This is a genomic window from Streptomyces sp. NPDC086549, assembly GCF_044746205.1.
Lineage (GTDB): Bacteria > Actinomycetota > Actinomycetes > Streptomycetales > Streptomycetaceae > Streptomyces.
This window is the reverse complement of sequence record NZ_JBIVBS010000037.1, coordinates 12,811-39,061: the sequence shown is the minus strand read 5'-3', so window position 1 is coordinate 39,061 and position 26,251 is coordinate 12,811. Positions and strand designations below refer to the sequence as shown.

Annotated in this window: 28 protein-coding genes; 12 read left to right on the top strand and 16 right to left on the bottom strand. The window is 67.3% G+C overall.

Features of this window, described 5'->3' with window-relative positions; translation table 11 throughout:
- Positions 1 to 272: 272 nt before the first annotated feature.
- On the bottom strand, positions 273 to 842 hold the full coding sequence (locus ACIPSA_RS49595; protein ID WP_402648453.1) for a carbonic anhydrase: 570 nt from the start codon (positions 840 to 842) through the stop codon (positions 273 to 275).
- A 502-nt stretch (positions 843 to 1,344) separates the two neighbouring features.
- Here ACIPSA_RS49595 and ACIPSA_RS49590 point away from each other — a divergent pair.
- Entirely contained in the window at positions 1,345 to 2,946 is a 1,602-nt protein-coding gene (locus ACIPSA_RS49590; RefSeq protein ID WP_402648450.1) for an ISL3 family transposase, read from the top strand.
- A gap of 58 nt (positions 2,947 to 3,004) precedes the next feature.
- Positions 3,005 to 3,439: a hypothetical protein gene (locus ACIPSA_RS49585; RefSeq protein WP_402648449.1), complete on the top strand. Its 435-nt coding sequence runs from the start codon at positions 3,005 to 3,007 to the stop codon at positions 3,437 to 3,439.
- Positions 3,440 to 3,690: 251 nt separating this feature from the next.
- Here the strand turns inward: ACIPSA_RS49585 and ACIPSA_RS49580 are convergent, their stop codons facing one another.
- The 3 genes from ACIPSA_RS49580 to ACIPSA_RS49570 all read right to left on the bottom strand — a co-directional run bounded on the left by ACIPSA_RS49580 (position 3,691) and on the right by ACIPSA_RS49570 (position 6,045).
- Complete coding sequence (locus ACIPSA_RS49580; protein ID WP_402648446.1) at positions 3,691 to 4,329, bottom strand: HAD family hydrolase; 639 nt, start codon at positions 4,327 to 4,329, stop codon at positions 3,691 to 3,693.
- 169 nt (positions 4,330 to 4,498) lie between these two features.
- Entirely contained in the window at positions 4,499 to 5,533 is a 1,035-nt protein-coding gene (locus tag ACIPSA_RS49575; protein ID WP_402648443.1) for a hypothetical protein, read from the bottom strand.
- Between the two features lie 203 nt (positions 5,534 to 5,736).
- Complete coding sequence (locus ACIPSA_RS49570) at positions 5,737 to 6,045, bottom strand: hypothetical protein (protein ID WP_402648440.1); 309 nt, start codon at positions 6,043 to 6,045, stop codon at positions 5,737 to 5,739.
- A 455-nt stretch (positions 6,046 to 6,500) separates the two neighbouring features.
- Here ACIPSA_RS49570 and ACIPSA_RS49565 point away from each other — a divergent pair, with 455 nt between their 5' ends.
- On the top strand, positions 6,501 to 6,866 hold the full coding sequence (locus ACIPSA_RS49565) for a hypothetical protein (protein ID WP_402648438.1): 366 nt from the start codon (positions 6,501 to 6,503) through the stop codon (positions 6,864 to 6,866).
- 89 nt (positions 6,867 to 6,955) lie between these two features.
- Here the strand turns inward: ACIPSA_RS49565 and ACIPSA_RS49560 are convergent, their stop codons facing one another.
- A complete protein-coding gene (locus ACIPSA_RS49560; protein ID WP_402648435.1) occupies positions 6,956 to 7,261 on the bottom strand; it encodes a hypothetical protein in 306 nt (101 codons plus the stop codon).
- A gap of 201 nt (positions 7,262 to 7,462) precedes the next feature.
- Between ACIPSA_RS49560 and ACIPSA_RS49555 the strand changes: the two genes are divergently transcribed.
- From ACIPSA_RS49555 to ACIPSA_RS49545, 3 genes are all read left to right on the top strand, one after another.
- Positions 7,463 to 8,365: a DUF6192 family protein gene (locus ACIPSA_RS49555; protein ID WP_402648432.1), complete on the top strand. Its 903-nt coding sequence runs from the start codon at positions 7,463 to 7,465 to the stop codon at positions 8,363 to 8,365.
- 3 nt (positions 8,366 to 8,368) lie between these two features.
- Positions 8,369 to 8,779: a RacP protein gene (locus tag ACIPSA_RS49550; protein ID WP_402648429.1), complete on the top strand. Its 411-nt coding sequence runs from the start codon at positions 8,369 to 8,371 to the stop codon at positions 8,777 to 8,779.
- Positions 8,780 to 8,854: 75 nt separating this feature from the next.
- Positions 8,855 to 9,712, top strand: a complete 858-nt coding sequence (locus ACIPSA_RS49545; protein ID WP_402648426.1) for an IS5 family transposase — start codon at positions 8,855 to 8,857, stop codon at positions 9,710 to 9,712.
- A gap of 312 nt (positions 9,713 to 10,024) precedes the next feature.
- Here the strand turns inward: ACIPSA_RS49545 and ACIPSA_RS49540 are convergent, their stop codons facing one another.
- Complete coding sequence (locus ACIPSA_RS49540; protein ID WP_402648423.1) at positions 10,025 to 11,644, bottom strand: calcium-binding protein; 1,620 nt, start codon at positions 11,642 to 11,644, stop codon at positions 10,025 to 10,027.
- A 300-nt stretch (positions 11,645 to 11,944) separates the two neighbouring features.
- Positions 11,945 to 12,253, bottom strand: a complete 309-nt coding sequence (locus tag ACIPSA_RS49535; protein ID WP_402648420.1) for a hypothetical protein — start codon at positions 12,251 to 12,253, stop codon at positions 11,945 to 11,947.
- Between the two features lie 983 nt (positions 12,254 to 13,236).
- Here ACIPSA_RS49535 and ACIPSA_RS49530 point away from each other — a divergent pair.
- On the top strand, positions 13,237 to 13,362 hold the full coding sequence (locus ACIPSA_RS49530) for a hypothetical protein (protein ID WP_258572997.1): 126 nt from the start codon (positions 13,237 to 13,239) through the stop codon (positions 13,360 to 13,362).
- A gap of 230 nt (positions 13,363 to 13,592) precedes the next feature.
- Here ACIPSA_RS49530 and ACIPSA_RS49525 read toward each other — a convergent pair whose 3' ends face one another.
- Positions 13,593 to 14,201, bottom strand: a complete 609-nt coding sequence (locus tag ACIPSA_RS49525) for a hypothetical protein (protein ID WP_402648416.1) — start codon at positions 14,199 to 14,201, stop codon at positions 13,593 to 13,595.
- A 523-nt stretch (positions 14,202 to 14,724) separates the two neighbouring features.
- Here ACIPSA_RS49525 and ACIPSA_RS49520 point away from each other — a divergent pair.
- Positions 14,725 to 15,942 carry an ISAs1 family transposase gene (locus ACIPSA_RS49520; RefSeq protein WP_402648414.1) on the top strand — a complete coding sequence of 406 codons (1,218 nt, stop codon included), beginning with the start codon at positions 14,725 to 14,727 and terminating at the stop codon, positions 15,940 to 15,942.
- 370 nt (positions 15,943 to 16,312) lie between these two features.
- On the top strand, positions 16,313 to 16,561 hold the full coding sequence (locus ACIPSA_RS49515; protein ID WP_402648411.1) for a hypothetical protein: 249 nt from the start codon (positions 16,313 to 16,315) through the stop codon (positions 16,559 to 16,561).
- A 140-nt stretch (positions 16,562 to 16,701) separates the two neighbouring features.
- Here the strand turns inward: ACIPSA_RS49515 and ACIPSA_RS49510 are convergent, their stop codons facing one another.
- From ACIPSA_RS49510 to ACIPSA_RS49500, 3 genes are read right to left on the bottom strand one after another with little or no spacing between them, the layout of a single operon-like run.
- Positions 16,702 to 17,313, bottom strand: a complete 612-nt coding sequence (locus tag ACIPSA_RS49510) for a hypothetical protein (RefSeq protein WP_402648409.1) — start codon at positions 17,311 to 17,313, stop codon at positions 16,702 to 16,704.
- Positions 17,310 to 17,966: a DNA-3-methyladenine glycosylase I gene (locus ACIPSA_RS49505; RefSeq protein ID WP_402648406.1), complete on the bottom strand. Its 657-nt coding sequence runs from the start codon at positions 17,964 to 17,966 to the stop codon at positions 17,310 to 17,312. The genes ACIPSA_RS49510 and ACIPSA_RS49505 overlap by 4 nt, the downstream gene beginning before the upstream one ends.
- A gap of 15 nt (positions 17,967 to 17,981) precedes the next feature.
- Positions 17,982 to 18,395 carry a DUF1398 family protein gene (locus ACIPSA_RS49500; protein ID WP_402648404.1) on the bottom strand — a complete coding sequence of 138 codons (414 nt, stop codon included), beginning with the start codon at positions 18,393 to 18,395 and terminating at the stop codon, positions 17,982 to 17,984.
- 108 nt (positions 18,396 to 18,503) lie between these two features.
- On the opposite strand from ACIPSA_RS49500, the gene ACIPSA_RS49495 reads away from it, so the two are divergent.
- Positions 18,504 to 18,959 carry a MarR family winged helix-turn-helix transcriptional regulator gene (locus ACIPSA_RS49495; RefSeq protein WP_402648401.1) on the top strand — a complete coding sequence of 152 codons (456 nt, stop codon included), beginning with the start codon at positions 18,504 to 18,506 and terminating at the stop codon, positions 18,957 to 18,959.
- A gap of 407 nt (positions 18,960 to 19,366) precedes the next feature.
- On the opposite strand, the gene ACIPSA_RS49490 is transcribed toward ACIPSA_RS49495, so the two are convergent.
- The 5 genes from ACIPSA_RS49490 to ACIPSA_RS49470 all read right to left on the bottom strand — a co-directional run bounded on the left by ACIPSA_RS49490 (position 19,367) and on the right by ACIPSA_RS49470 (position 22,189).
- On the bottom strand, positions 19,367 to 19,585 hold the full coding sequence (locus tag ACIPSA_RS49490; protein ID WP_402648456.1) for a hypothetical protein: 219 nt from the start codon (positions 19,583 to 19,585) through the stop codon (positions 19,367 to 19,369).
- A 59-nt stretch (positions 19,586 to 19,644) separates the two neighbouring features.
- A complete protein-coding gene (locus ACIPSA_RS49485) occupies positions 19,645 to 20,346 on the bottom strand; it encodes an HNH endonuclease family protein (protein ID WP_402648398.1) in 702 nt (233 codons plus the stop codon).
- A gap of 378 nt (positions 20,347 to 20,724) precedes the next feature.
- A complete protein-coding gene (locus tag ACIPSA_RS49480; protein WP_402648395.1) occupies positions 20,725 to 21,408 on the bottom strand; it encodes a hypothetical protein in 684 nt (227 codons plus the stop codon).
- Positions 21,405 to 22,013 (bottom strand): RNA polymerase sigma factor, encoded by a 609-nt coding sequence (locus ACIPSA_RS49475; protein ID WP_402648393.1) that lies wholly within the window; start codon positions 22,011 to 22,013, stop codon positions 21,405 to 21,407. Before ACIPSA_RS49475 ends, ACIPSA_RS49480 begins: the two co-directional genes overlap by 4 nt.
- The gene (locus tag ACIPSA_RS49470) at positions 22,010 to 22,189 is read right to left on the bottom strand and encodes a hypothetical protein (protein ID WP_402648390.1); all 180 of its coding nucleotides are present in this window, start codon (positions 22,187 to 22,189) and stop codon (positions 22,010 to 22,012) included. Before ACIPSA_RS49470 ends, ACIPSA_RS49475 begins: the two co-directional genes overlap by 4 nt.
- 805 nt (positions 22,190 to 22,994) lie before the next feature.
- On the opposite strand from ACIPSA_RS49470, the gene ACIPSA_RS49465 reads away from it, so the two are divergent.
- Positions 22,995 to 23,990, top strand: a complete 996-nt coding sequence (locus tag ACIPSA_RS49465) for a hypothetical protein (RefSeq protein WP_402648387.1) — start codon at positions 22,995 to 22,997, stop codon at positions 23,988 to 23,990.
- A gap of 1,082 nt (positions 23,991 to 25,072) precedes the next feature.
- The gene (locus tag ACIPSA_RS49460; protein WP_402648385.1) at positions 25,073 to 25,810 is read left to right on the top strand and encodes a hypothetical protein; all 738 of its coding nucleotides are present in this window, start codon (positions 25,073 to 25,075) and stop codon (positions 25,808 to 25,810) included.
- The last annotated feature ends 441 nt before the right edge of the window (positions 25,811 to 26,251 follow it).

Below are 26,251 nucleotides of genomic sequence, written 5' to 3'. Positions count from 1 at the left end.
GCTACCTCACCCCGCTGGAGACCCGGCAGCGTCTGGATCAAGAACACGCCCTCGTAGCGTAAGCATCGAGTGTCCAAGATCACGGGGAAGCTTCATCAGTGCCTCGTCGACGGCTTGCCGCAGGACCACATCGAATGCGCGTCGGGTCGACCGCGCCATCGCCGTAGTCGACCCTGCCTGTGATGCCGACTGACAGCTGATTCGGGGCGCCTCGGGGAGCGGTCCGGTCACCCGTCACCAACCTGATAAAGCCCGTTCGACTCGTCCGACGGTCAGGAGGGCGCGCCGACGAGGACTTCCGCCTTGCCGCTGTCGAGCGAGTAGTAGGCGCCGACCACGGCAAGGGCGCCCTTTCCCATGAGTGGGGCCAGGTCCTGGTTGGAGCGCAGATCGGCCGCGGTCAACTCGACCTGGGCGCGGGCCATGGTCTCGACCGGGTCGGCGCCACCGTCCCGGACTGCCTGCTCGTACGCCGGCTGCAGGGCCTTGACGATCGCCTGCAGGTTGCCGGGCAGCGGTTTGCCGTCACGAAGGGACTTGTACGCCGCCTTGACGGCGCCGCAGCGCTGATGCCCGAGGACCACGATGAGGGGGGTGTCACTCGTCATAGGCCCGTACTCGACAGAACCAGTGACGACCGGGCCGACCGCCACCCCACCCGTGCGCATCACGTAAAGGTCACCCAGGCCGGTATCGAAGAGGAGTTCAGGCGGCACTCGGGAGTCGATACACGAGAGGATCGCCCCAAAAGGCTCCTGCTCCTGGGCCACGAGCTGACGCCGGTTCGGATCCCGGTCTGGGTGTTGAAGGTCTCCGCTCACCCAGCGCTTGTTGCCTTCCATCAGCCTCGCGAATGCCGCGGCGGGCGTGGTGGGCCGCGCTTCCGGCGAAGCGCTGGTAGTCGACGAGGCGGCCCTCGTCGATGAGCACCCCGCAAGCGCGACCGTGGCGCCCACAAGTCCGCCGGCAAGCAGCGCTCTACGATCCGGACGTCCGGCTCTGTCCATCGGTCGATCCCCTCGATGCCGCTCAGACACGTCCCTGCCTCTTGACCCGGCCGATTGTTCAGCGTGGTGTGGGTGCCCTGGCAGCAGGCGCAAGCGGACGCGGGTTACATTGCCGCAGACGGCCCACAGAACCGGCTCCGGCGGCGGCGTGAAGCCCTGATTCCGAGACCCGCCCTGCCCGACTGGAGTGCCGACGGCCGGGTGCTGTCCGTTCTCGGGCTCTGGCTCATTTTCCGTGACCTGCGCACGCTGAGTCACGGTTCATGGTCGTGTTGGGCTCCTGAAAGTCGCCTGAAAATGATCAGTGGTGACCTCGGGTACCTGACAGTTCGGGACCGTGGAAGAAGTGGGCCTCCGGCTGGAGGAGTTGCTGTTCCCGTCGATCGCGGACGTGTCGGTGGTGTCGGTGGACGTGAGCAGCGAGACGATACGAGTCGAGGCCCGCAGCACAACGACCGGTTCAGCGTGTTCGGGTTGCGGGAGCTGGTCGATCCGGGTTCATAGCTCCTACCTGCGGTTTCCTGCGGATGTCCCCAGCGCGGGGCGCCGGGTGGTGCTTTGCCTGAGGGTCCGTCGCTTCGCCTGCCTCGTCGCTTCGTGTGGGCGACGGACGTTCGTTGAGCAGGTGCCGGGATTGACCCGGAGGTACGGCCGGTGGACCGAGCGTCTGCGTTCGACGCTGGCGGCGATCGGCCTCGCCCTGGCCGGCCGGGCGGGAGCTCGGATGGCTGGAGTCTTTGGGGTGTCCGTCAGCCGCAGCACGGTGCTGCGGCTCGTCGAGGCCCTGCCCGAACCGGATCTGCCAGCCCCGAGAGTGGTCGGCGTCGACGAGTACGCGACGCGCAAAGGCCGGCACTACGGCACAGTGCTGGTCGACGTCGAAACGCGACGGCCGGTGGACCTGCTGTCAGACCGGGAGGCATCGAGCCTGGCCGCCTGGCTGGCCAAGAGGCCAGGGATCGAGGTCGTCTGCCGGGACCGGGCTCCCTTCTTCGCCGAAGGCGCCACCATCGGGGCACCGCAGGCAGTGCAGGTCGCGGACCGCTGGCACCTGTGGCACAACCTCAGCGAAGCCGCCGAACGGTGCGTCGCCGACCATCGGGGCTGCCTGCGAGGCATGGCACCTGAGCCATCCCAACCGGTCAAAGAACCAGAAGAACCAGCTGACCCCACTGGCTCACCGTGGCCCACCGGCCACCGGTTCGCCGACAGAACCCGGTCCAACCATGCCGCCGTCCACGCCCTGATGGCGGCCGGCCACAGCCGACGTGCGATCCAACGCCAGCTCGGGATGACCTACCGCACGGTCAAGCTCCTCGCCAACGCCACCACCCCGGAAGACCTCTTCCACGGCCAGTGGCAGGGCCGTCCTTCCGTCCTCGACGAGTACAGGCCCTACCTGGACGACCGTTGGAACGAGGGCTGCACCAACGCCTGGAAAGTATGGGAGGAGATCGTGCCACTCGGCTACAAGGGCAGCTACCAGCGAGTTCGCGCCTACTTCCGCACCAAACGCCTTTCGGTCGATCCGGGCACCGCACCCCCGCCCTCGCCCCGCACCGTCGCCGGCTGGATCCTGCGCCACCCCGACTCCCTCTCCGAGGTCGATCAGCTCCGGCTCAAGGCCGTCATGGCCCACTGTCCCGAACTGGAAGCCCTCGCCGGACATGTCCGCTCCTTCGCCCAGATCCTCACCGAGCGACAGGGCAAACGGCTGCCCGAGTGGCTCGACGCAGTCCGCCAGGACGACCTGCCCGGTCTCCACACCCTCGCCGCCGGCATCGATCGCGACCGGGCCGCGGTCATCGCCGGGCTCACGCTGCCCTGGAACTCGGGTGTCGTGGAAGGGCACGTCAACCGCATCAAGATGCTCAAACGCCAGATGTTCGGTCGAGCCGGCTTCGCACTCCTGAGGAAAAGAGTGCTCCTCGCTCCATGACCGATGCCAAGACGTGAAACGCTTCTGATATCGATCAACTTCACCGCAGGAGCCGCGAATGTCCAGAACCGCCGACATCGATCTCGTGTTCGCACGTGCCGTCACCGTCGACGCCGTGGTGCGGGCTCTGGCCGGTGAGGGGTGGTCGCTGCAGGAACCACTTGGTATCTCCTACGTGGTCAATAACGACGACCTGTTCGACTGGCAGTCGGCTTCAACCGAGCAGGCAGCTGAGGTCCTGACCTTGGTGGATTCACCGGCCAACGTCGACCACCACGTCGGTGTCTGCATCTATCACTCAACTGCGGAAACCGGTGGCCAGCTACTTTTTCGTGCTGGCCGATCGCACTGTTCCTTCATCCCGACGATCGACCGGCGGAGCCTCTCCGGAGCACCAGCCATGACTGACATGGCGTGGTATCTGAACGCACTGGTGCCGCCCCTGCTTGCCCTGGGGCTGGCCAGCTACGAAGCGAGAGACCTTGCTGACTGAGACTCGTTCGTCAGCAGCTCTCGGTCGACATCCGGGCAGCACGCGCATACGGAAAAGCCCTCGCTGCCTACCCAGCCGGTGTCACTCACAGCCACGCGATCACGGAAATTGAGCCAGAGCCCGAGTTTTGACGGCACGGGGGTTCTTGCCTGGGCAGCATCGAGCCCGAGCCCGTGCCGAACACGCAGAGGCGGGCTGACCAACCGCTTCGCCGCCTGGCCGGCAACCGCTGAAGGCCGGCCAGGCCGACGTCATCCGAGCGGGACACGCCCTGCAACCCGGGGACCAGCGTCCAGATGAGTTGCGATCCGCGCGATCGTCGTGGCGTTGTCCTCGAACAGATGCGCCTGCATACCCGCCGCCTGGGCCGCCTCAACGTTTACGGCGAAATCGTCGATGAAGAGACAGCTCTCCGGTCGCACCTCCAGGCTGGCGCATGCGGCCTCGAAGGCACGTGAGTCCGGCTTCTCGATACCGATCTCGTGCGAGTACACGATCTGCTCGACCAGTTCGTCGAAGTGGTACAGCGCCGTCTCCCGCTCCCGGGCACCGACGAAGCTGTTGCTCAGGATGCCCAGCCTGCAGCTTCCCCGCAGCCCTCGCACATAAGCGATGAGTTCCTCGTTAGGCGTCCCCAGGTATTCCACCCAAAGATCCGCCATGAAGGCTTCCACCTGGGACGCGTCGAGCCCGAGGCGTGCTGCCACCTGCTCGTGAACCTCTCGTTCGCTGATGCTCCCGACGCTCCCGGCCTGCCACACGTCGCGCATCCGCTCATGCACAGTGCCCGGCGGCAGCGCCAACCGCTCTTCCCACCGCTGCACGCACCCCGTTTCCGGCGTGATCTCCAGCACGCCACCGATATCAAGAATGACGCAGGTCGCCGTCACTCGAACTCCCCTTCTTCGTCCTGCCGGCTGACGAGCGCACAACGCCCGCTCATGTGATCTATGGAGACACTGTTGTCCTTCCTGCTGGGGCAAGGTCAAGCGATCTTGGAACCTTGTGGCAGCCCTGTTGCGAGCCGCCGACACGACTCGGCTGCATCAGCAGGTGCCTTCAAAACTCATGACGATCCGCGGAGTCCTCGGCCGGACGACGACGTCGGAACTCGTCAACAAACGCTGCCGCAAGAAGTGAACGAAGCCAGTCGGTCTTCGCCGGCGGGGTGAGAAGCGCGAAGAACGCCTCCTGGGCCTCCTCGCTCAGCTTGCCGTCCAGGGCGACGGCCTGGTGAAGGGTGCGGAGCGTCTCCTGTGCCGGGATCTGCCACCGTGCGTGGGCCGCGCGCGTGATCTCGCCGATGTAGCCGTGGGCGGATTCCGGGTGGTGACGGATGAACCAGTCGAGCATCATCGCGACCCGGCGCAGGACGTAGAGGTGCCACCAGCCGCCCTCGTCCTGCTCGTCCTTCGCACGCGCCTTGGAGTTGTGGTCCATGTCGATGGCGTCGGCGAAGTCGTTGAGGACGGCGCTCAGGATGGTCGGGCCCAGGAGGTCGGTGGGCAGGATGCGGTCCAGGCTGACCGCGACGTCCCAGGCCAGGGCGTCGGCGACCTCGCGGACGGAGTCCTCGTTGCGTGCCCGCAGGATCCACCGCTTGCGTACGTCCGGTCGGTCCCACAGCAGGCTGCGGAAGTCGTCGGCGAAGTGGTCGCGGACCTCGGCGGCGCCGGGTGAGAGGTTGTCGCGGTTGCCGGCAGTCATGGTGGCCCGTACGCCCTCGTAGGAGCGCTGGCGTGCTTCCACCCAGTCGTCGGCCACCGCGCGGGCCCATTGGTCGCGGCCGTTGACCGTGGCCTGCGGCTGGGGCACTTCGCTGTTGCCGCGCGAGATGTAGGCCCGCAGCGTGGAGGCGGTGATGCCGCCGAGCTCGGCCATCTCCGGGAGGCCGAGCAGCTGGCCGCCGGTCAGTTCGGGGCTGGCGACGTCGACCACGCACCGCTCCAGCGGGAGCGTACCGTCCCGCTCCTGGTGGAGCTTCGCCCACAGCGCCAGGTGGTCGAGCCAGTTTCCCGGGGCCGCGGCCTCGGTGTCGAAGGTGAGGACTTTGCCGAGGTGCGCGCGGGCCGGTTCGGAGCGGCCGTCGAGCATATCGGCGGCGCTGACCGTGACGGCGGCGCGGGCCCTGCGCCGCTCGCAGTCCTCCGCGACCGGGTCCCAGACTTGACCGGGCCGGTACCAGGTGGTGCCGTCCCACCAGTAGCCGCCGGCCCGGAACAGCAGCTGGTCCCCCGACCACCGGCTGTGGTGTGCCGGGTGTCCTCGAAGTTGCTTCCATGGGCGCCTCCGTGAGGTCAGCCGGACGTTTCGTGCTGATCATTTCCTACCCCCGTGGAGGGGGGCGGGGCTTGTGCGGCGGTGATCTGTAGACGCGCCATGCGCTCGCGGTGGCGGAGCCAGTCACGCCACACGTCACGTCGGTGCTCGGACTCCTGTGGCAGCAGCTGTGGCAGGACACCGAGGAAGGTACCGACCGCGGCGCATACCGCGACGGCCCACGCGGGGGCGCCGATGTAGTACGTGAGGGCGAGCGTCAGGCTGCCGGCGCCGACAGACCGGGCGGTTCGGGCGAGGAGTCGGCGCGCGGACGGGCGGGTGGTCATGTCGGTGGTCCTTCGGGCTCGGAGGGCAGACGCGTCTGGTGCGCGTGCGGGGTGGAGCGTGCAGCAGTCCCAGCCCTTACGTCGCGGGCAGCGGATCTGACAGTGCCGAAGAGTGGGGGAGCGGGGGGCTAGCAGCGCAAGCCCCGGCGAACGGGCCTCAAGTTGCCCACCCAGCGAACTGCATTCAAGGCGGGTGACCTGCGGTTCTTGTGCCCATGTCGGCTTGAATCGCGGCCACTACACCGTTATGGGATAGCCGTGCAACTCCGCTTCGTCGCCCGGACCGTGGGCCCGGGCACCGGGGCCTGGGGCCCATGCCCGGTCTCTCCTGCCTCACGGCTCAGGAGATGTGCGTCTGCTGAGAGGCTGTGTCTGAGGCCTGCATGACAATGCGAACGCCCTTCCGATGAGCCATCTATGCTGGTCGGCAGTATCACAGGGGGAGGGGATAGCGGATGGACTGGTTCTGGTGGGTTCTCATCGTCTTTTGGACGGGTGGCTTCGCGTGGGCAGCTGACAACGTCCGCACCGCACTGCGTAATCGGCATGAGCGCAAGTTGCAGTTGCTGGAGGCGGCGAGACAGGAACGTTTGGCCGTCGAAGCAGCGAACAAGTCTCCGGAGCCAGTGTGCGGATGCACGCACCATCTCGCCAAACACGACAAACAGGGCCAGTGCCACGAGCGCGTCGAGGTGCCAGTGGCCTGGGATGAGAACAAGAAGCCGCTGCGTTACGAGGCTGGTCAGTGCAGCTGCCAGCAGTATGTGGGACCTCAGCCTCTGTCGCAGGTGTTCGCGGAGGACCTGACCGATCTCGCCTGACCAGCATGGCGAGGCCACTCTCCGTACATGACACTGGGGACAGTTGATCGCCAGTGCGATGGGGGATTCCCGGCGGCTCTCTTCGTTCCCTACGGTGGCCGCACGGGCAGGGACGGTGTTCCCCGGCTGCGGCTGGTCGCCGTCGCGGACGACGATGCAGGGCCGCGGTTGTGCCGCGGGTGCGGTGGTCCGCTCATGCCGTCAGCGAAGGCGACGGCGGTGTTCTGCTCGTCCGCTTGCCGGTCCAGGCACTGGCGGCGGATGCGGCGGGCGCGGGCGAGGACCGAGGCGGTGCAGGCCGGTATGACGGCCAGCTGCCCGGACTGCGGAACGTCGTGGACGGTCGGCGTCGAACGTCCTGCCTCGGCAACGTACTGCTCTCCCGCCTGCCGCAAACGGTCCTGGCACAGGCGGCGCACGCAGCCGGGCGGGATATGAGACCGCGTATCCCGAGGCTACTGGGCAGCTTCACGTTCTGGTGCCGCACGCCCTTTCCGACGGCCTAAGGCTATCGGATGGTGCGAAAGGACGGGCACCAGGGCGAGTTAGCGGCATATATGGGGTGTCGCACCCGGGCCCGTGGGGGTGGTGTCCGGATGCCCGCGATGGTCGGCAGTGTGACCCGGGAACGCTACGACGAGCTGGTCAAGCTGGGCCGGGACTGGGTCGCCACCATGAGCAGCGTTCAGTGGCGTCTCGGTGACGCGGCCGTGGAAATCGAGCCGATGCGCTCGTATGGGGGCGCGAACCCGTCTGGGAAGGACGACCTGTTCACCGTCAGCGAGTCCATCCGGATGTTCGCCGAGGACGTCGGCCTTGCCTACACAACCGTCCGCAGCTACCGGGGGGTTTCCTCGCGCTGGCCGAAGGAACACCGGCAGGCAGAGGTCTCGCACACCATCCACAAGGTCCTGGCCAGCATCCCGGACGAACAGGAGCGGTTCGAGGCGGTCAGCAACCCCCCGCCCCACCCCCGAGGAGGCCCGGCGAGGTGGACGCACGACAGCGCGAAGCGGGTGGTGGGCTGGAAGGTCGACTCTCCGGAGAGCGTCCAGGAGAAGGTGGAGGCGATTCACGACCTGGCCGCCGACGACGCGGTCGCGGCGGTAGTGACCACCGACTTCCTGCGCCGTCCTGCGGTCGCCTCGAAGGCCATGGCCGATGACACCGCTCGGCACGCCGTAAATGAGGCGCAGTTCGACCGCTTCCGTCAGCAGGCCCAGTTCGTGCACGAGCAGGCCGCCCCGCAGTTGCAGCGCATCGAGCACAGCGCGCAGTTCATGGACCTGGTCGCGGCCTGCGCACAGTTCGTCGCGACGGCCGGCAGGATCGTGCCGAACCTGCGCGGCGAGCACTACGACGACGCCGAGCGCGACACCATCGGACGCGGCCTGGCACGGGTGCGCGCGGCGGCCGACTGGATCGAGAACGCGGTCACCCGCGGCGAGGTCGACCTGGACGAGCAGCTTCAGAAGCTGCTGAAAGGCTCAGGTGAGTAGGCGATGGGGCGGGGAGTCCCCGCTCACGTCCACGCCGAAGCCATCCTCAGCGCCCTCCTGGAAGCTCGCCCCGCCGGCCTGACCGTCGTCCAGCTGATGGCAGCCACCGAACGCACGTGCGCGCAGGTCCACACCGGGCTCGCGCATCTGCGCAAGGTCGCGGCGGCGAAGAGCCTTCCGCCCGTGACCTGGGACAAACGGTGGGGATATCGAATGCTGGACGGCGCGCCGGAGGTGTGGATCGGCTACGAGCGTGCGTTCTTCGAGGCCGTCCACCACCGGGTCGAGAACTTCATCGCCGGAACTCTTCTTCCCCACCAGAAGAAGACCCCTGAGGACCCCTACATCCGCACGGTCATGGCACAGATGGGTGCGATCGAGTCCACCCTTCAGCTCCTGGCAAGCCTGGAGTGAACCGAAGCACGGAAGGCAACGGGCCGCGACCGTCCCACAGTTGGCCCCATCCACCGGTCGCGGCCCTGCACCGTCATGCTGCTGCCCCGCTACCGCTACCCCTCCGACACCACCGACGTCGAATGGGCCCTGCTCAAACCGCTCCTGCCGGTCCCCGCCTGCCAGACGCCCAAAGGCGGTGCTCCGGAGAAGTGGCCCCGGCGCCGTGTGGTCGACGCGATCAGGTACATCACTGACAACGGGGCCAAATGGCGCGCGCTGCCCGCAGACTTCGGCATCCCGTGGCGCACCGTATTCGGCTACTTCGCCCGCTGGGCGAAGGCTGGAGCGCTCAAGCGGATCCTTGACCAGCTCCGTCGACGGCTACGGCTGCGCCGCCGGCGCTGCGCCTGGCCGGTCCGGGTGATTGTGGACTCCCAGTCCGTCAAGGGCGCGGAAACCGTGTCGAACGCGACGCGAGGATACGACGCGAACAAGCATATAAACGGGCGGAAGCGGCACCTGCTTGTTGATCAAGACGGCTTGCTCGTCGACCTGCTCGTCACACCCGCCGACGTCCAGGACCGTGACGCGGCCCGCGTCCTGCTGACCCGCCTCCATGCCGAACACCCCGAAATCGTCCTGGTCTGGGCGGACAACGGCTACGGCGGCGAGGAGTTCAGCACCTGGGCCCAGGACACACTGGGCATCACGATCAAGGTCGTTCCCCGCCCCAAGGACGCCAAGGGTTTCGTCTTGTTGCCGAAGCGGTGGGTGGTGGAGCGGTCGAATTCGTGGACGATGCGGGCCCGGCGCAACGCGAGGGACTACGAGCGGCTGATGTCCCATGCCGAAGCCCACATTCAGTGGGCCTTCATCACCCTCATGTCCCGCCGCCTGGCCCGACCCCGCCGCCAGACCGAAGCGCTGCCAGCCCCCCTCGGAGCCGCCTGAAGACCAGCACGCTGCCGTTGCCGTTCGGAACGGCGACCACCGACGCCCAACCGAACGGCAAACGGGATCACCACTGGCTTCAGATCGCTGTGACCTGCGGAAAGGAGATGTGACACAGCTTCTCTTGATGCGAACTGCTGGCGGGGCGGTTGCTGAGGTCCGTTGGGCTGGTCAGCCTTGGGCCGGTGGCCGATGCCGGTCGGCTGTGGTCGCGGTGGTTGTTGTACTTCGCGGCTGTACGGCCGGACTCACTGCGTTAGCAGTTCGGCCACCGGTGCGGATCGTTCCTGTGCCTTGGAGCCTTCCGCTCCGTCAGAGGTGGTGGGGCCTGTGGTGGGGGCGATGGTGGTTCTGGCAGCGTTTGTTGGGCTTGATGGTGGTGGGGTCGGTGGCGGTGTGGGTGGCGGTGTCGCCGCCTCCGGTGACGGTGGCGGTGTCGGTGCCCTGGGGCGGAGCCTTGCAGGACACATCGGCCTTCAGCGTGATGGGCGGGTAGTTGCTCCCGGCGGGCAGCGCGTCACTGCGGGTGCAGGTGAGGGTGGACGGGGTGCAGTCCCATCCGGAGCCACTGAGGTCGGCGGCGGTGAGCCCTTCCGGCAGGGTGTCGTGCACGGTGACCGTGCTGCCGTCGGTCGCACCGGGCCCATCGTTGCCGACCAGGATGGTGTAGTTGCCCTGCCGGCCCTGGGTGAAGTCCCCGGTGTGGCTCTTGCCGATGGTCAAGGACGGCTGCTGGGGGATGCTGCCGCCGTCCTGGTAGCGGGCCAGCGCGAAGTCGGTGCCGCCGATGGAGACGCTCGAGCCGGCGGCGACGATCTTGCCGTCGGCCTGCACCGCCACCGCGCTAGCCCCGGAGTCGCCGGCGCCGCCGAAGTCGGTGGTCACCTTGCCGCCGGTGCCGAAGGTGGAATCCAGGCTGCCGTCGGTGTTGTAACGGGCCAGCGCGAAGAAGTTGCGGAGGTTGTTCGCGTCGCCGGCGGCGACGATCTTGCCGTCGGCCTGCACCGCCACCCCTTGAGCCCCGTCGAAGTCGCCGAAGGTGGTGGTCACCTTGCCGCCGGTGCCGAAGGTGGAATCCAGGCTGCCGTCGGTGTTGTAACGGGCCAGCGCGAAGTCGCGCTCTTCGCCGCCCGTCCCACTGGCGCCGACGGCGATGATTTTGCCGTCGGCCTGCAGCGCTACCGCGAAAGCCTCGTCGTAGGCGCCGCCGAAGTCGGTGGTGACCTTGCCGCCGGTGCCGAAGGTGGAATCCAGGCTGCCGTCGGTGTTGTAACGGGCCAGCGCGAAGTCGTAGTTGATGCCCACGCTATAGCCGGCGGCGATGATTTTGCCGTCGGCCTGCAGCGCCACCCCGCTAGCCCCGGAGTCGCCGAAGTCGGTGGTCACCTTGCCGCCGGTGCCGAAGGAGGTGTCCAGGCTGCCGTCGGTGTTGTAACGGGCCAGCGCGAAGTCGTGGGAGTCGTCCGAGACAACGTAAGTGTCGCCAGCAGCGATGATCTTGCCGTCGGCCTGCACCGCCACCGCGACGGCATATTGGCTGCCGCCGAAGTCGGTGGTTACCTTGCCGCCGGTGCCGAAGGTGGAGTCCAGGCTGCCATCGGTGTTGTAGCGGGCCAGCGCGAAGTCGATGTCGATGCCCGTCGTGTTGCTGGCGCCGACAGCGATGATCTTGCTGTCGGCCTGCACCGCCACCCCCTCAGCCCCGGCGAATTCGCCGGCGAAGTCGGTGGTCACCTTGCCGCCGGTACCGAAAGTGGGATCCAGATCGCCCGGGGCGGCCAGCGCGAGGCCGGGGCAGAACAGCACGAGCGCCGCGGCCAGGGCCGCTACCGCTCCGACCCGGTTGTTCCTCGACGGCTGCCGGCCTGGGGCACGTCTGATACGTCGTCTGAACGCGAAGAGCAGGTCAAGAAAACACGCGGACATGGCCATGCAAGCTGCCTGTGCCTTTCATGTTCGGGCTGCCACGTGCCACCGCAGCCAGCGGTCACGCCAGTGACGGCATTTCGCGCGGGTGCCTCGTGCACCCGCTCGGGAGGCAGACTGCAGGAGGATGGCGCGCCGACCCCGGACGCTCACAACCACCGCTTTCCTTGTCACCCTGATGGCCCTTCATGGGTTCGGCCAGGCGGTGCCCGGCAGCGCCTGATCGGCCCAGTCCCCGTCGTGCCCGCCGGGCCGTGCTGGCGATAGCCGAGGTGGACTCCGGCCCGGGGGCCTCCGTTGTACAGGTCAGGCGGCCGTGATGGGGTCGAAGCGGACGGTCAGGCCGAGGCTGTTGGCTTCCTTGGTCATGCGGCGCATGGCGCGGGCGGGGTCGCGTTGGGTGAAGTAGTCGGCGCCGAGTTCGCGGTAGGAGGCGTGGTCGTTCAGGACGTACCAGATGGCGATTGCGATCTTGTGCATGACGGCGACCAGAGCGCGTTTCCCGCCTCGTCGGGCGGAGACACGGCGGAAGAACACCGACAGGTAGGAGTGCTCACCCAGCTGATGCGGGTGCCACTGCCGCCGCTGGTCACGCCCCGGGTGCCAGTAAGCCACTGGCCCGGACTATCGCAGGCCACCAAGGAGAAGCCACCCAAGCGGGACGGCAGCCAGCGCCCCGCCGGAGCAAGGGTGTCACCACCCTGTCCCGGCGACTCGGAGGTTCGAAAGCAGGTACTAACGGAGCCGGGCCCTGCTGAACCGCACCTGTCAGGGACACGGAGCAAAAGGGCCCGGGATCAACTATCGATCCAGGCCTCGATCGATACCGCCGACACTCCCACCCCATCCCCGCGCAGCCGGATGTCACCCGATAGGGGTGGCTCCCACTCTCGTTGCCGATCACGGCCTTGTGTCGCGCTCCATCCCCTTCACCGATGGAGCAACGTGGCTCTCATTCCCGTTACCCAAGTGGCTCCCGTTCACCCTGTCGAAAACAAGCTGGGCAAGTTCGTCGTCTTCTTCACGGTCGGTGACTCGACTGAGGGTCAGGCGGGCATCCATGGTCGCGGCAGTGGCGGCCGCCTCGACCGTGCGTAGGGCCTCTACCGTTCGTTCGTGCCGGTCATCGGCGCCCCCGGTTTTCCCCAGCCACCACAGGGCCCGCAGAAGCTTCTGCAGAATTGGCAGGGTGGCGTGTTGCGCTCGCTATAGAGGAAATCGCCGCCCGGAAGCGCTTCGTCTTCCAGGGAGGCAAGATGCAAGCAGGGCTTCGGCGTAGTCGGCGGGCGTCCGTTTCGTGACCACTTGCGGTGAAGGGAGCGCGAGCGGACGGTTCCTGTCTCATGTCCATGGCGCCTCGGTGGCCTGCGTCTCCGCGCACCGTCGGGCGGAGCCAGCCGACAGTGCCGGGGGATGATCCCCTGCGTGGCTGAAGAGACAGGTGCAGATGCGGACGACGCTCGTGCATGGGATGAGCGGCTGGGCTGGGCGTTCGGGCTGATAGCAGATGATCCGGCTGCGAGGAGTGCGGCACGCGCTGGCCGTCGTCCTCGACCTGACCGCGTGCGCGGTGGCGGACCGACAGCGCACCCCGCGCTATGGCGACCTGGCGCAACCTCGCGGTCGGCGCCCTGCGACTGAACGGCGCGAAGAACATCGCCTCCGGCCGTCGCCGCAATGCGCGTGACGCCCGCCGACCCCTCACGCTCCTCGGCCTCGCCTGAGCACGAAGTGGACGTCACTCGACTACGCCGAAGCCCTGAGGACTGTCGCAGAATAACTTCAGGCTTTGATCTTGGTCAGGCGGGCTGTCTCGCGAGGTCATCGAGTGGAACGGCGCTTCGGCGTTCGTGAGTTATTTTCCGACGGCTCCCTGGGCCGCTCAGGGGTCGACCGGGTCCGGCGCATGCGTTCTCGGCGTTCTCTCAGGCCAAGACCGAGAGGTAACGCCGCCTCAGATGGTCGGGGTGTCGTCAACAATCGGCCTGTGAATCTCAACGACCGGCTTCCACCCCGCGGAGAACTCGATGAAGTCCGCACGGGTGGGGTAGGTGTCGATCGCGCGACGGTCACGCTTGGGGCTGTCGCTCCCCTTGCGCCCCCGGGGAATCTGCTCCTCGAAGATGTCGACCTTCACGTCGGGAACCTCCTTGAGGCCCTGGCGCCAGATCTGCACGATGTCGGCGCCGAACGCCTGCCGGGCCGCAGCGTAAAGGGCCGTGAGGGCCCCCTTGTCCCCACCAGGGACGAAAAGTGCCAGGTCCAGCACGACACCGGCGGACTGGAGGACCTCGATGGTCACTGAGCCGTTCTCGTCGGCCAAGTAGATTCCGGCTTCATTCTCGTCGTCGGGAAGGCAGGAGACCTCTTCCTGGAATACGGTTCTCGCCGTGATCGAGCCGCCCTCGAAATCCTCACCGGACTTGGTCAGAAAAGCAGGGACATAGCAGTCGGGAAGCTTAAGTTCTGCCGTGTCGGCGGAAACGAAGAGCCTGTCCTTCACGCCGAGCTTCGTCACCTCTTCCAGCGAGAGGCGGCGAGCGGCGATCTTCTCCGTGTTCACGATTTCCCTTTCAGGTTGCACTGTCCCTCCGAACAAGGACGCTACCACGAAACCCTGAGGTCAACTGCCCAGTAATCTTTGGGTAAATGGCCTCCGATGACCTGCACGGGAGGATATCGAAGCGAGTGCCACTCGGTCGGGAACACGCATCCGCCAGGTAGTGTCCCTCGTCATGGTTTTGGGGATCAACTGGCGGTTGCATTTCGGTGCGTTGGGTAGCGCGGAGGAACTAAAAGAGAGTTTACGGTAGATATCACCCATATCACCTTCGGGGAGGTGGCGGCGAGGTAAGGCGTTCCATTCGTCGTGCATCTCGAAGAGCGCATCGGAAACAGACCGGATGGTCCGACAACGCAACAACGGAGACCCCCACCGGCAACATCTGGATGGAGCGCGAACCGGAAGTCGCGTACTACCGCGCCCTCTTCGGTCAGGACTTCGGCGTAGTCGGCTGACGCCCGTTGCTGACGTCTCGTCATGTTGGGCGGGGTTCGGTACACAGTAGGCACGGACGTCCGCGATCATGGAGTTCTCTACGCTCTGTGACCTTGGACTGCCCGTGCCTGCCGACGCATCATCTCTGATCTCCCCTGCCTTTGAACAGATCAGACCGCATCCGGAAGTGTCCGGGAGCGATCTTCCGGATCTGCTGAAACGCCTCGCGCAGGTCCCGGACCCGCGGGATCCGCGGGGAGTACGGCACCCTCTCGTCACGCTCCTGGCACTGACGGCCTGCGCGGTCCTCGCCGGAGCGCGATCCCTGCTCGCGGTGAGTGAATGGGTGGCCGACGCACCGCCGGCCCTGCTCGAACGGCTCGGCACGGCCGTCGACCCGCTGGTCCCGAAACGGTCCTGGCCCGCGGAATCCACGATCCGGCGACTGCTCGCCAGAATCGACGCGGACGCTCTGGACCGAGCGGTCGGAGCCTGGCTCGCGGACCGGCAGACCAGGGGACAAGGGCTGCGAGGGCTCGCGGTCGACGGGAAGTCGCTGCGGGGTGCGGCCCGCGCGAAGGGACGGAAGATCCACCTCCTGGCCGCCTGCGACCACGTGAACGCACTGGTCCTGGCCCAGATGGACGTCGGTGAGAAGAGCAACGAGATCACCCGCTTCCGGCCTCTGCTCGACACCCTCGAGGATCTGGCCGGCACAGTCGTCACCAGCGACGCGATGCACACCCAGCATGACCACGCTGTCTACCTGCTCGACCGGCAGGCCCACTACATCGTGATCGCCAAGCGCAACACGAAGAAGCTCCGTCGGCAGCTCAAGTCCCTTCCCTGGACGCAGATCCCACTGCAGGACAGGACCCGTGCGACCGGTCACGGCCGCCAGGAGATCCGCCGGCTGAAGGTGTGCACGGTCAACAACCTGCTCTTCCCCGGCGCCCGCCAGGCCGTCCAGATCGTCCGCCGCCGCGTCCACCGCAAGACCGGGAAGATCAGCCTCAAGACCGTCTACGCGGTCACCAGCCTCACCGCCGAGCAAGCCGACCCGGCTCAGCTCGCCCGACTGATCCGAGGGCACTGGACCGTCGAGGCCCTGCACCACGTCAGGGACGTCACCTTCGCCGAGGACGCCTCCCAGCTGCGGACCGGAAACACGCCCAGAGCGATGGCCACCTGCAGAAACCTCGCGATCGGAGCTCTCCGCCTGACCGGCGCCCGCAACATCGCCTCCGGCCTCCGACGGGCAGCCCGAGACCAAACCCGGCCCCTTGCCCTTCTTGGCCTCACATGATCAAAACGGACGACATCAAACTACGCCGAAGCCCTGAAGATGCAAGTACGTATTGTCGCTCCACCAGTCCGGGCGGATTCCGGAGGCGGGGTCGATGGCGCTCATGCGCCCTCCTGGCGTCGAAGCAAGGGCCGTTACCTGGGTGAACGCCGACGCGGCCCGTTCGGCATGTGCTGCAAATGAGGCCGTGTTCAGCTGACCAGCGTGCTCCGTTGATGCGGCACCCTGGTGCCCTTTGTCAGAAGCGCGCTCTACGGTCGGAGGATGACGTCATTACCGACCCTGCGCTCGAGCAACTGCTGGCTGCTCCGGATCACGGTTCTGCCGACGACACCCTCTGGCACCAGCAGCTGGGGCCGTGCTGCGCTCCGTGTCTTCGTACGACTCCACTACCCACACGTGGAGCACCTGCATCGGAGCGCTCGATCTGGCAAGTGTCCACAAGCTGCAGGTGCTCTTCGACGCGGCCCGATCGTTCGGAACCGACATCCAGCTGGAGCCCTCACCCGCCTCGGCGGCCTGGCAGGGACCATCCTTCACGAGCGACAGTGAGGTGGCCGCCATCCTCATAGCGCAGCCCGACAAGGACCGGCCGCTCGGCCAACTGCCCGTCGCCTGATCCGGCGTAGGCACGAGCTCCGCCTCCACCCGTGCGGCGCGCCACTTCGCGTAGCCAGTGGGCACCAACGTCCCGAAGCAGTCTCGCGTGGTTCCACCTGACGGCGACTATGCCTGGTGCGGCATGTGCTCGTGGAGTGGTCAGCTGTGCAGGACCGGGAAGTCCGGGTGGAGGTAACGCCAGTCCAGCGCGATGTTGCGCAGGGCTTCGGTGACCGCGTTCGACAGGTCACCGGTGGCCACGAGTTCCTCGTCCAGGTACTCGCTGCCGCCGCGGAGGCTTCCAGCTCCGGCCCGCTGCCCGAGGAAGTCGGTGTTGAGCGTGTTCTCCAGCGACGGCTGTGCCTGCACGCCGGAGGCGATGTGTAGCTCGATGGGCGGTGTCGGAATGACGGCCGTGCCGAGAAGTTCCTCGGTGAGGGCGGGCAGGGCGTGCTGGACCAGAGCGCGCACTGTCTCGTAGCAGGCTTGCACCCACAGGTCGTTTGCGATCCTCTGGCCATCGATCCAAAGCAGCAGGTCGAAGAGGACGTCCAGGCTGCTGTTGGCGTTGCCCAGCATGGCAGTGCACTCAAGGCGTATGCGGGCCTGTGAAGGCCTGTCCGGGGCTTCATGGCCAGCCGAGATCCGGACGAACCGGCCATTCCCGTGCGCGGGGTCGATTGTCCACGGCTGCTGGTGCTGGAGGGCGCCCACGGTCTCGGCGTCCTGCGCCCGCGCGATGGCCGCTCCGCTGGAGGGGACGAACGTCATGGCTGTGCCCCTTCGCTGGGGCGGGGGGTCAGTTCAGTGTGGCGGTGGCAGTCCGTGGTGTGGTCGTTGGTCAGTCCGGCGGCCTGCATGAGGGCGTAGGCGGCGGTCGGGCCGACGAAGCGGAATCCGCGCTTCTTCAGGTCGCGGCTGATCCGGCGGGCGGTGTCCGTGGTCGAGGGGACCTCGTCCGCGCTCGCGTAGCGGGGTTGGAGCGGCGTGCCGCCCGTGTAGGACCACAGGAACGTGTCGAGGTCGGCTCCGTCCTCGCGCAGTGCGCGCAGGGCGTGGGCGTTGGCGAGCACGGAGGCGATCTTCCCCCGGTGGCGGATGATGCCGGGGTTCTGGACCAGATGGTCGATCACCTCGGGTCCCCAGGCGGCGATCGTGTCGGCGTCGAAGCCGGCGAAGGCGCGGCGGTAGCCGTCGCGGCGGGCCAGGATGGTGGACCAGCTCAGCCCGGCCTGGGCTCCCTCCAGGGAGAGGATCTCGAACAGTGCCGCCTCCCCGTGGTGCGGGACGCCCCACTCCGTGTCGTGGTACTGCCGCTCGGCCGGGCTGCCGTGCTCGGCCCACGCACACCGGGGCACGGAACTGTCGGGCGGCGGGGAGTCGGTGTGAGGGTTGCGCTTGGGCACGGCGAGGTTCCTGTCCATGTGGTGCTCTTCGGCTCAGATGCTGACGTGCGGGTAGGACTCGGTGTACGAGTTGCCGAGGACGCCGTGGTAGGTGCAGGTGCGGGCGGCGAGATCGACCTCGTAGTGCAGGACGCCGGCGCTCCAGCAGCCGCTCACGAATTCCGGGTAGCTGGTCTCTCCCGCCTGGTCAGCGCGGATCGCCGCGATCAGGGCCTCCTCGTCCCAGGGGGCGATGTCCGCCATGCCGTCCACGATCGGCGCGTTCTGGGTGACCACGGGGCCGGCGTCAGTGACGTAGACGCTGCTGCCGGCCGGCACGGTGCATTGGTAGGTACGCACGCCTGCCTGGCGCAGGGCCTCGGCGAGGTAGGGGAATCCGCCGACCTTCAGACGGACGGCCGCCGCCCGCTCGCGGGCCGCCTTCAGGTTCTCGATCGCGATGCTCATTTGAATGCTCCTTGTGGTGGTTCGGGCCTGCCCGGGGGCGACCTGGCACGCTAAGATGACACTAGAATTCCATCTAGACATCATGATGTCAATCTGGAGGGTGTGCACATGTCCGACGAGATGGCCCTGCTGGTCGCCGACATCTACGAGGCCGCCGGGGCACTACGCAGGAGCGGGGAGGTCATCGCAGCGGCCGAAGGGCAGACCCAGGCACGCTGGCAGGTCCTGAGCGTGGTCTCCGAGCAGCCCATGAGCGTCCCGAGCGCGGCTCGCCGGCTGGGAGTGGCTCGGCAGAACGTCCAGCGCATCGCCAACGAACTCACCAAGGACGGCCTGGCCGCCTTCACGGCCAACCCCGACCACCGCACCTCACCCCTGCTCACCCTCACCCCCGACGGCCGCCGGGCCCTAGAGGCGATCAGTGCGCGGGCGTACGCATCACACCGGCGCATCGCCGCCCGCATGCCCGAGGCCGACCTTGCTACCGTCCGAACTCTGCTGCGCAACCTCACCCGAGCCGTCCGGCAGCTCGACCAGGATGGTCCTGATCCTGATCTGCCCTGAAGAGATCATCACCGTCAGTAGCCATCCACGGTCGCACGACACGCTCCCGGGGCTTTGGAGGTGCTCAAGGCACAACCCCCGCGCCAACCTGACCGGCCTCGCCTCGGGCACCGTCCGCGCCGCCGGCACCTGTCTTTTGGACGAGCTCGCCTCCTAGCCCCGCTCTCACTCCCGTGTACTGCTCGGCGTGCGGACTTCGCACATGGTCTCGTACGGTCGTGCTGCCCCGCTCTGACAGGACAGTGGGGTTCTCACGGCCCCGTGCTTCGCTTCGCACGCCGCACGGGGTCACACCTTTGCCTCACGCCGACGGCGCAGCCGTGCCTTGGGGATGCTCGCCCTGTGCCCGCCTGTCCGGCCCAACCGCACACGGTGGGTGGCTGGGCAGGCGGACCGAAGTGCTGGGGTCAGGTGGCGGTGGTGCCGCCGCCGCGGCGGATGCGGCCGAGGAGGTCGCGGTGGTAGGCGGCGAGGCCGCCGGCCGGGATGGGGGCGGGGCTACCCGACAGGGTGTACCACTCGTCGGCGCCGGTGTACTGGATGGTCACGCGTGCCGCGTGGCCGTCGGCCTGGAGGTGGGTGGCGACGGTCAGGTCCCCGGTGATGACGCCGGCTTCGTCGGTCATCGCGCCGCCGGGGCCTGCGGTGACCCGGTCGATGTACTGGCGGGGGCTGGGCGGGGCATTCACGCGCAGGTGTCCAGCATCTCGGTCAGCTTGGTCTTCTCCGGCAGGGTGATGTTGAGGGTGTAGAGGTATTTGACGTGGGTCCAGGCCCGGCCGTAGGTGCACCAGTAGGAGCGCAGCGGCGGGGCCCACTGGTCGGGGCTCTGGTCGCCCTTGGCCCGGTTCGACGATGCGGACACCGCGATCAGCTGGGGGTTGTCGAGGTCATTGGCGAACCTTTTGCGTGTGGCGGTGTCCCACAGGTCGGCGCCGGATCGCCAGGCGTTGGCGAGGGGGACGATGTGGTCGATGTCGACCTCGGTGGACGGCTTGGAGGACACCTTCCCGTCGTAGGCGCCGACCCAGGTTCCGGCGGTCGCGCGGCACTGGTCGTCCTGGATGACGTTCTGGCCGTCGCGGGCGAGGACGATTTCACGGGTGTCGCAGGTGCCGTACTGGGTGATCCAGTGGGGGAACTTGGATCGCGAGTACCCGGTCATCGGGTGCGGGTCCGCGATGGTGAGTTCGCCGAGTTCCTTGCGGGCGACGTCCACGGTCGGCGGTTCGGGAAGGTCCCGCCGCAGCGCCGGAGCGGTCCTGGTATGCGTGGCGGCAGCTGTCGGCGTTGCCGCGGAGGCGGGCGGAGCGGTGACCGGGGTGAGCAGGGACAGGGACAGCAGTGCGGGAGCGGCCAGACGCCGCCACAGGCGTGAGGTGATCATGGTTGACGACTACTGGCACGGGTGGCGGCGGGGCGGGAATTACCCTCGGATGCGGTGTGTCCCCGGTCCGGTATTGACGGTCGCCCGCCTGCCAAGAAGGCGAGGTTTCCGGGCGGGCAGCGCTTGGGCAAAGGTGGGATGGGCCGGGGTGGTGGTTACCGCGTGGGTGGTGTTGGGGGCGAGCGGGGCGGCCGCAGGGCGTGCGGTGCGGGGAAGACGCACAGGGCTTCCTCTCGAAGATCACGGACGGGTCGTGATCTGCGTACCGGTTGCTGCGGGAGCCCGCGGGTGAGACAGCTTCCGGCTCACTTGCCGGGGTGGAAAGTCGCAGCAACGGATCCCGGCCGGTGCCTGGTCAGGTGTCGGCCGGGCCTGTCATTACAGCAGCGTGGTGAGGTGGCGCAGCTGGTGGACGAGGGCGGGCTGGGGGAGGGGGACGCTGCCGATCTCGGGGTGCTGCTGGCGGGTGATGTGGGGGTGGACCTGGTCCATGCAGGGCGGGTTGAGCAGGGGTGCGGTGTGCCGGTCGCCGCACATGTAGACGGGCTCGAAGTGGTGCCGTACCAGCTGGCGGCGCCAGTAGTCGGCGTCGTGGAATTCGCCGCTGTGGGCGTGGTCGAGGAAGAGGCAGTATTCGGCGAGCTGGTGGCCGACTCCTGCGGCGAAGCGCCACCAGAAGCGGGCGCCGCTGCTGTCGTCGGCGAGGTGGAGCAGGCAGGCGAAGACGAGCGCGCCGGTCTTGTCGGCGTACTGGCCGGCGATGAATTCGGCGAGCTGCCCGTCCGCGTCGGGTCCGAACAGGACCAGCAGGCAGACGGCGTTGAGGTCCCACCAGGCCCGGTCGGCGTCGGGGGTGCGCTCGTCGTCGGGCGGGGTCCACTCGGTGTGGGTGGGGGCGGCGTCCGCGGTGCGCTGGCGCGGTGGCCGGTGGCGGGCGGCCTGGCGGCTGCGGAGTCTGGCTTCGGCGGCGGCGATGTCGTAGGCGGTGTAGCGGTTGCGGGTGAGGGCCTTGGCGAGGAGGTCGTCGATGGTGGTGCGGTGTTCGGGCTGCAGCGAGGTCATGAGCGGTTCTTCCCGTCGGGGTGCTCCGGGGAGGGGAGTTTGAGCAGGGTGGCGAGGCGCTGGCGGCCGGTGCGGAGCTGGGACCGGACGGTGGCTTCCTCGTTGCCCATCAGTACGGCGGCCTCGGCTGCGGTGAAGCCCATGCCGTAGTGCAGCAGGATCGCATCACGCTGCCGTTCGCTGAGCGCGGCGACGGCGGCGTACAGGGCGATGGTGTCGGTGAGGGTGTCGTAGGGGTCCTCGGGGTGGCCGGCCAGCGCGGCCTCGAACGCGGCGGTCTCCATCAGCTCGGGGCGGCGCCGGCGCTTTCTGTGCATGTCGATGATGCGGCGCTTGAGGATCGTCCATGCATAGCCCTCCAGGTTCTCCATCTGCAGCATCCCCAGCCAGCGGTCCATGACCTGGTCGAACGTCAGGTCGACAGCCTCCTCGGCATCGGCGTCCGAGCCGAGCTGCAGGTAGGCGTAGCGCATGTAGTCCATGCGGCGCTGCTGGTGGAAACCCCAGTACGCCAGCTGCGCCGCCATGTCCCACTGGTCGATCGGGACAGCGCGCGGGGCGCCGACCGTGCCGGCGGCCTCGTCCGGGCTGATGTCGCCGCTCAACGGGCCTCCCCCTCGCGTCCGGGAGCACGGTCGGGGGTGCGGGCGCTGGTCAGTTGGGTGATGCCGACCCGGACGCCTGCGGTGAGCAGGCGGCGGCATCCCCGGATCACGTCCGGTCCGAACACCCTGAGGGCGAGCGCGGCTTCGATCAGCCACGCGGCAGCGGTGTGCTGCACGGGTCCTCCCCTGTACCTGTTCCATCGGTGCCGCCTCCCCTTGAATCCCTGGCACCAGAGGCAACCTCTGCCTCCACCCATCAAGCGCCTGGGACGGCCCGAACGTGCACCCTGACCGCCCGGAAATATTACGGACAGTATTGATCTGATTGCGCCTGGTTCAATCATTGACGAGAGGCGGACCGGGCGAAGGAGGCACTCAGTGCCCCGTCGGGCCCGCTGCGCTTGCGCGCGGCGCAGTGCGCCCGGGGCCACGACAGCCCCTGCAGGAGGGCTGAGAGCGGATACCCGGATCACCATGTGCTGAGGCGTCAATTCCGGTTGAGGGTTCATCGGTAATGGACAGAAAGTCTCTTATCCAGCATTTCTGTACAAGCTGATTATTCGCCAGGCTTCGCTACCCCCCGATTCTCCGGTAACCGGCCGTGAGACTGCTGCCAGCGGCCTAAGAATGTATGGCGGCGGCGGCTTCACCTCAGCCATGCCAGGACGCGCCCCGAGAGAGCGGCGACACGCGTGACAGGGCCCTGGCCCGCCTGTCCATCCGGGAAAGCGCAAAGCTCTCCCGGCGACCCAGTAAAGGAGTTGGCCCACCCACATGGGCGCTGAACTGCAATGTTGGACCATCTCATGACCCAGGCCTGGCCCGAGTACGTCGCCGGCGTTCTGGTGCTGGCCACGGGTGCCCTTGCGAGTGCCCTGACCAGAGCCTGGCGTCGGCGCAGGCGTCCTCGGCAGGACCAGGAAAACGCTGCCGACATCAGCGAATGACTTCCACCGCACACTGATTTCACCGGAGATTTCTGTGCTCGAACCACATAGCGTCGTCTTGAGGACGACAAAAAGCGTCGTCCTCAAGACGACGCCGCGACAGCCGGAAGCAGAGACACACCGAATTGACGCCTGGGAATACCTGAAAGACCCCGAGGCGCCTGACCCCGATGCATGGATGGGCGAACTGGCCAAGATCCCTCGCGACTTAGAACACACCCAGGCGCTGATGGAGATCGCCGCCAAGTACGACCGGATCCTCGAACGCATCGAGTACGGCGTCCTGGAGGACCTGAAGGAAACCGATCTGCTGGCGGCACTTCTCGTGCAACGCGCCTTGAGGGACAAGCTCCAGATCGATGAGCCGCGGCTCATCTCCGCCGCCCGCCGCAAGAACATCACCTGGTCGCGCCTGGCCCCCGCCCTGGAGGTGCGCAGCCGGCAGGCAGCCGAACGCCGCTACCTGCAGTTACGTCAGGACATCGACGGCATCGTCGGCCACACGCTGACCCAAAGCGACCGGGTTGAGGCCGCCCGCACTCAGCGCGACCGCAAAGCCGAGCAGCGCTGGGCCACCGACCACTCCCGCGAGATCATCGCCCTGGCACGGCGCCTGGCCGCCGTCCCCGACCTCCAGCAGCGCGCAGACTCCTGCCCCAAAGTCGCACGCGCCAACCAGGTGGCCGTCCTGCACGCCCGCCGCAACGGCGAAACCGATCCGGCTCCCGTACGCACACCCTGGCCAGCCAAGCTCGTCGAAGCAGTAACAGCAGAAGAGGCCCACCACGAGGCCGAAGCGGCCGTGCAGCAGCTCACCGCAGACCTGTGCCAGGACTCTCCGGCCCCCCGGCCCGCTCCACTGACCCCGGTCAAATACGCCCGCTTGATCCACCAGATGTTCAGCCTCGTCGGCTACGCCATCGACAGCGACAACGTCGACCTGGACGACCACCAGGACCTCGTCGACGCGATTCGCCGGCTCTACGCGCAGGCGGGCTCTGATGCACCCCGCGCACCCGAGGACTACTGACACTGCGCCGACAAAGGCTGACCACCCGCTACCCATGCCACCGGAGGGGCGCCCTGAGGCACGCGACCGGCACACCGTGAAACCGGGCACGGACATGGCACGCCAAGACTGACCAGCGCTGTACGAGCGTCGCGTGCGTGCGCGGTCCTGGCCGCCATCCACGTCTCGCTCACGGACGTGCGGTCCCCGCTGCCTGGCAGCGGGTATCCACCGTGGTCCGTCCGTATCCAGACGTCGGGATCACACGGCTCGGTGAATCTCTGATATGCGGATATCTCTGGTTACTTCGTATGGGTGACGGGTTGTCAGTCCTGTTGCTTACCGTCCTGGTTAGCACTCGACCGCGCCCTGGTGGCGCTTGTTGCCCAAGGCGGTGACCTTATGAGTTTGACGTCCGGACTGCACTGTCCGCGGACTTCACTGCGACGGTTCCTGGACCGCGAGCTGTCCGCTGGTGCGCATCCGCTGTGTAAGAGTTTCCGGGCCCTGATGGGAATCCCTGAAATCGGTCAGGGCCGCTCGTCGCCTCACTCGCTCTGACGTTCAACAGAGTGGGGAATTTCAACGAGCGCGCTGCGCGTCTTGGCGAGGCCGCCTCCCCGTGGAGTGAGCAGGTCGCTCTGCGTGAGCTCCCTGGCCTCAGGTGTACCGGCGAGCCGAAGGCCCTGGGGTTACCCCTACTTCGCAGGGCTCGCCGCCCGGATGGATCAGTGGGGGAGGCAGGGTCAAGCATTCCTCGCACTCGCAGTACGGATGATCTTGGAGGTGGGCTGTTCTGGTGTCGCGCCAGCATTTGCCGTGGCTGGCGTCCTTGTGGTGGGGGTGGGCGTGGGTAGCTTCGGTTTGGCAGGCGGGCATCTTCCGGCCGGGTCAGGCTCGGGCATCCGGGCGTCGGACAGACCTACAGGGCACGGTGGCGGGCCCACTGTAGCTCCCCTGGAAATACTGGCGTGTAGGCCTAGACACGGGGGTAGGGAATCGCAGTCGCCTGACCGTCGCCCGATTGGCCATGACAGGTGTGGCTGCGGCACCCTGTTGACATTCAACCTGGTTGCTAGAGCTGTTAGTTGGGGGGCAGGTCAATGACGCTGGATGCTTTGTCGACGTTGGCTACGGTCGCCGGGGCGTTGATCGGGGCGATGTCTCTCGGCATAGCCGTGGCTGCCTTCACCACCAAGACGCTGAAGAGGGACACAAACGAGGAACGCAAGCGCCTGCGTTCGATCATCATGGGGTCTGACGCCGAGCCCAGCGTCATCAATGTGAATGGCGATCTGCACGTCGCGCCCGACGCTCCCTTGTCTGGTTCAACCAAGGCTGGCGAGCAGCGTGTGGACGACGATCGATTCGCAGAGCTGCTGATCGAGTACTACGCGTGGGGTCTTACGCAAGCGCGGCGGAGTACCGCGCTCAGCCTCTCTTGTTCAGCCCTCGGTGTTGCGGTGCTGCTGAGCGGGGTTGTCCTGGCGATCTGGAAGGCCGAGACGACGGGGGATTTGTACGTATCTGCCGTTGCTGGCGTAGCGGGGCTGGTGTCCACAATCATTGGCCAGTTGGCGCATCGTCGCGCCGACACGGCCATGGGCCACATGCAGCGCCAGACATCTGATCTCCGGCAGGACATGAAGCGGGAGAGGGAAACCGAGACGGCAATCCGCCTGGCAGGCGAGGTCGTTGACATCGAGCTCAAGGCGCAGCTTCAGGCGGCGCTCGTCCTCAAGCTCTCTGGTGGGTCGCTTGCGGATGTTCGGGAGGGGCGGTCTGTGCCGCTTTCGAAGATTCCGCCCCAGGACAGCTCTCTCAACGGGGCCACTGTCTGAGCACGGCCGCCGTGATCGGGACCTGGCTCGAGTGCGGACTGGTGAGAAGTCGGGGCAGGGTTCTTGTGGACGACGTCGAGAACCTTTTCGGCCTGCCTTGCAGTGAACCCGTCGGGGTGCTTCACGTACTCCGGGCGACCGCAGATCCGCCGGGGGCAAGGGCCGGCGGTGAGAGCTCCTCGGGACCGCGTCGGGCCCCCGGTGCCCCAGCCCTACCTGCGCGGCCAGGCAGGGTCTCTACAGCAGCGTGCCCGCCTACGCGGGCTGGATCCGGAAGACCATCGGCATGCACGGCTGATCCAGTCCCTCCCTCGTGGTATCCGAGCCCAGGTCAGGTGCCGTATGAGTGGGGAGATCCATCGAGCGTGTGTGGGTTCGCCCCTGAGCAGGGCGTGACCGATTTCAAGGCTCTGGCCGCGATTGCGTGAATCCAGCCCGGCT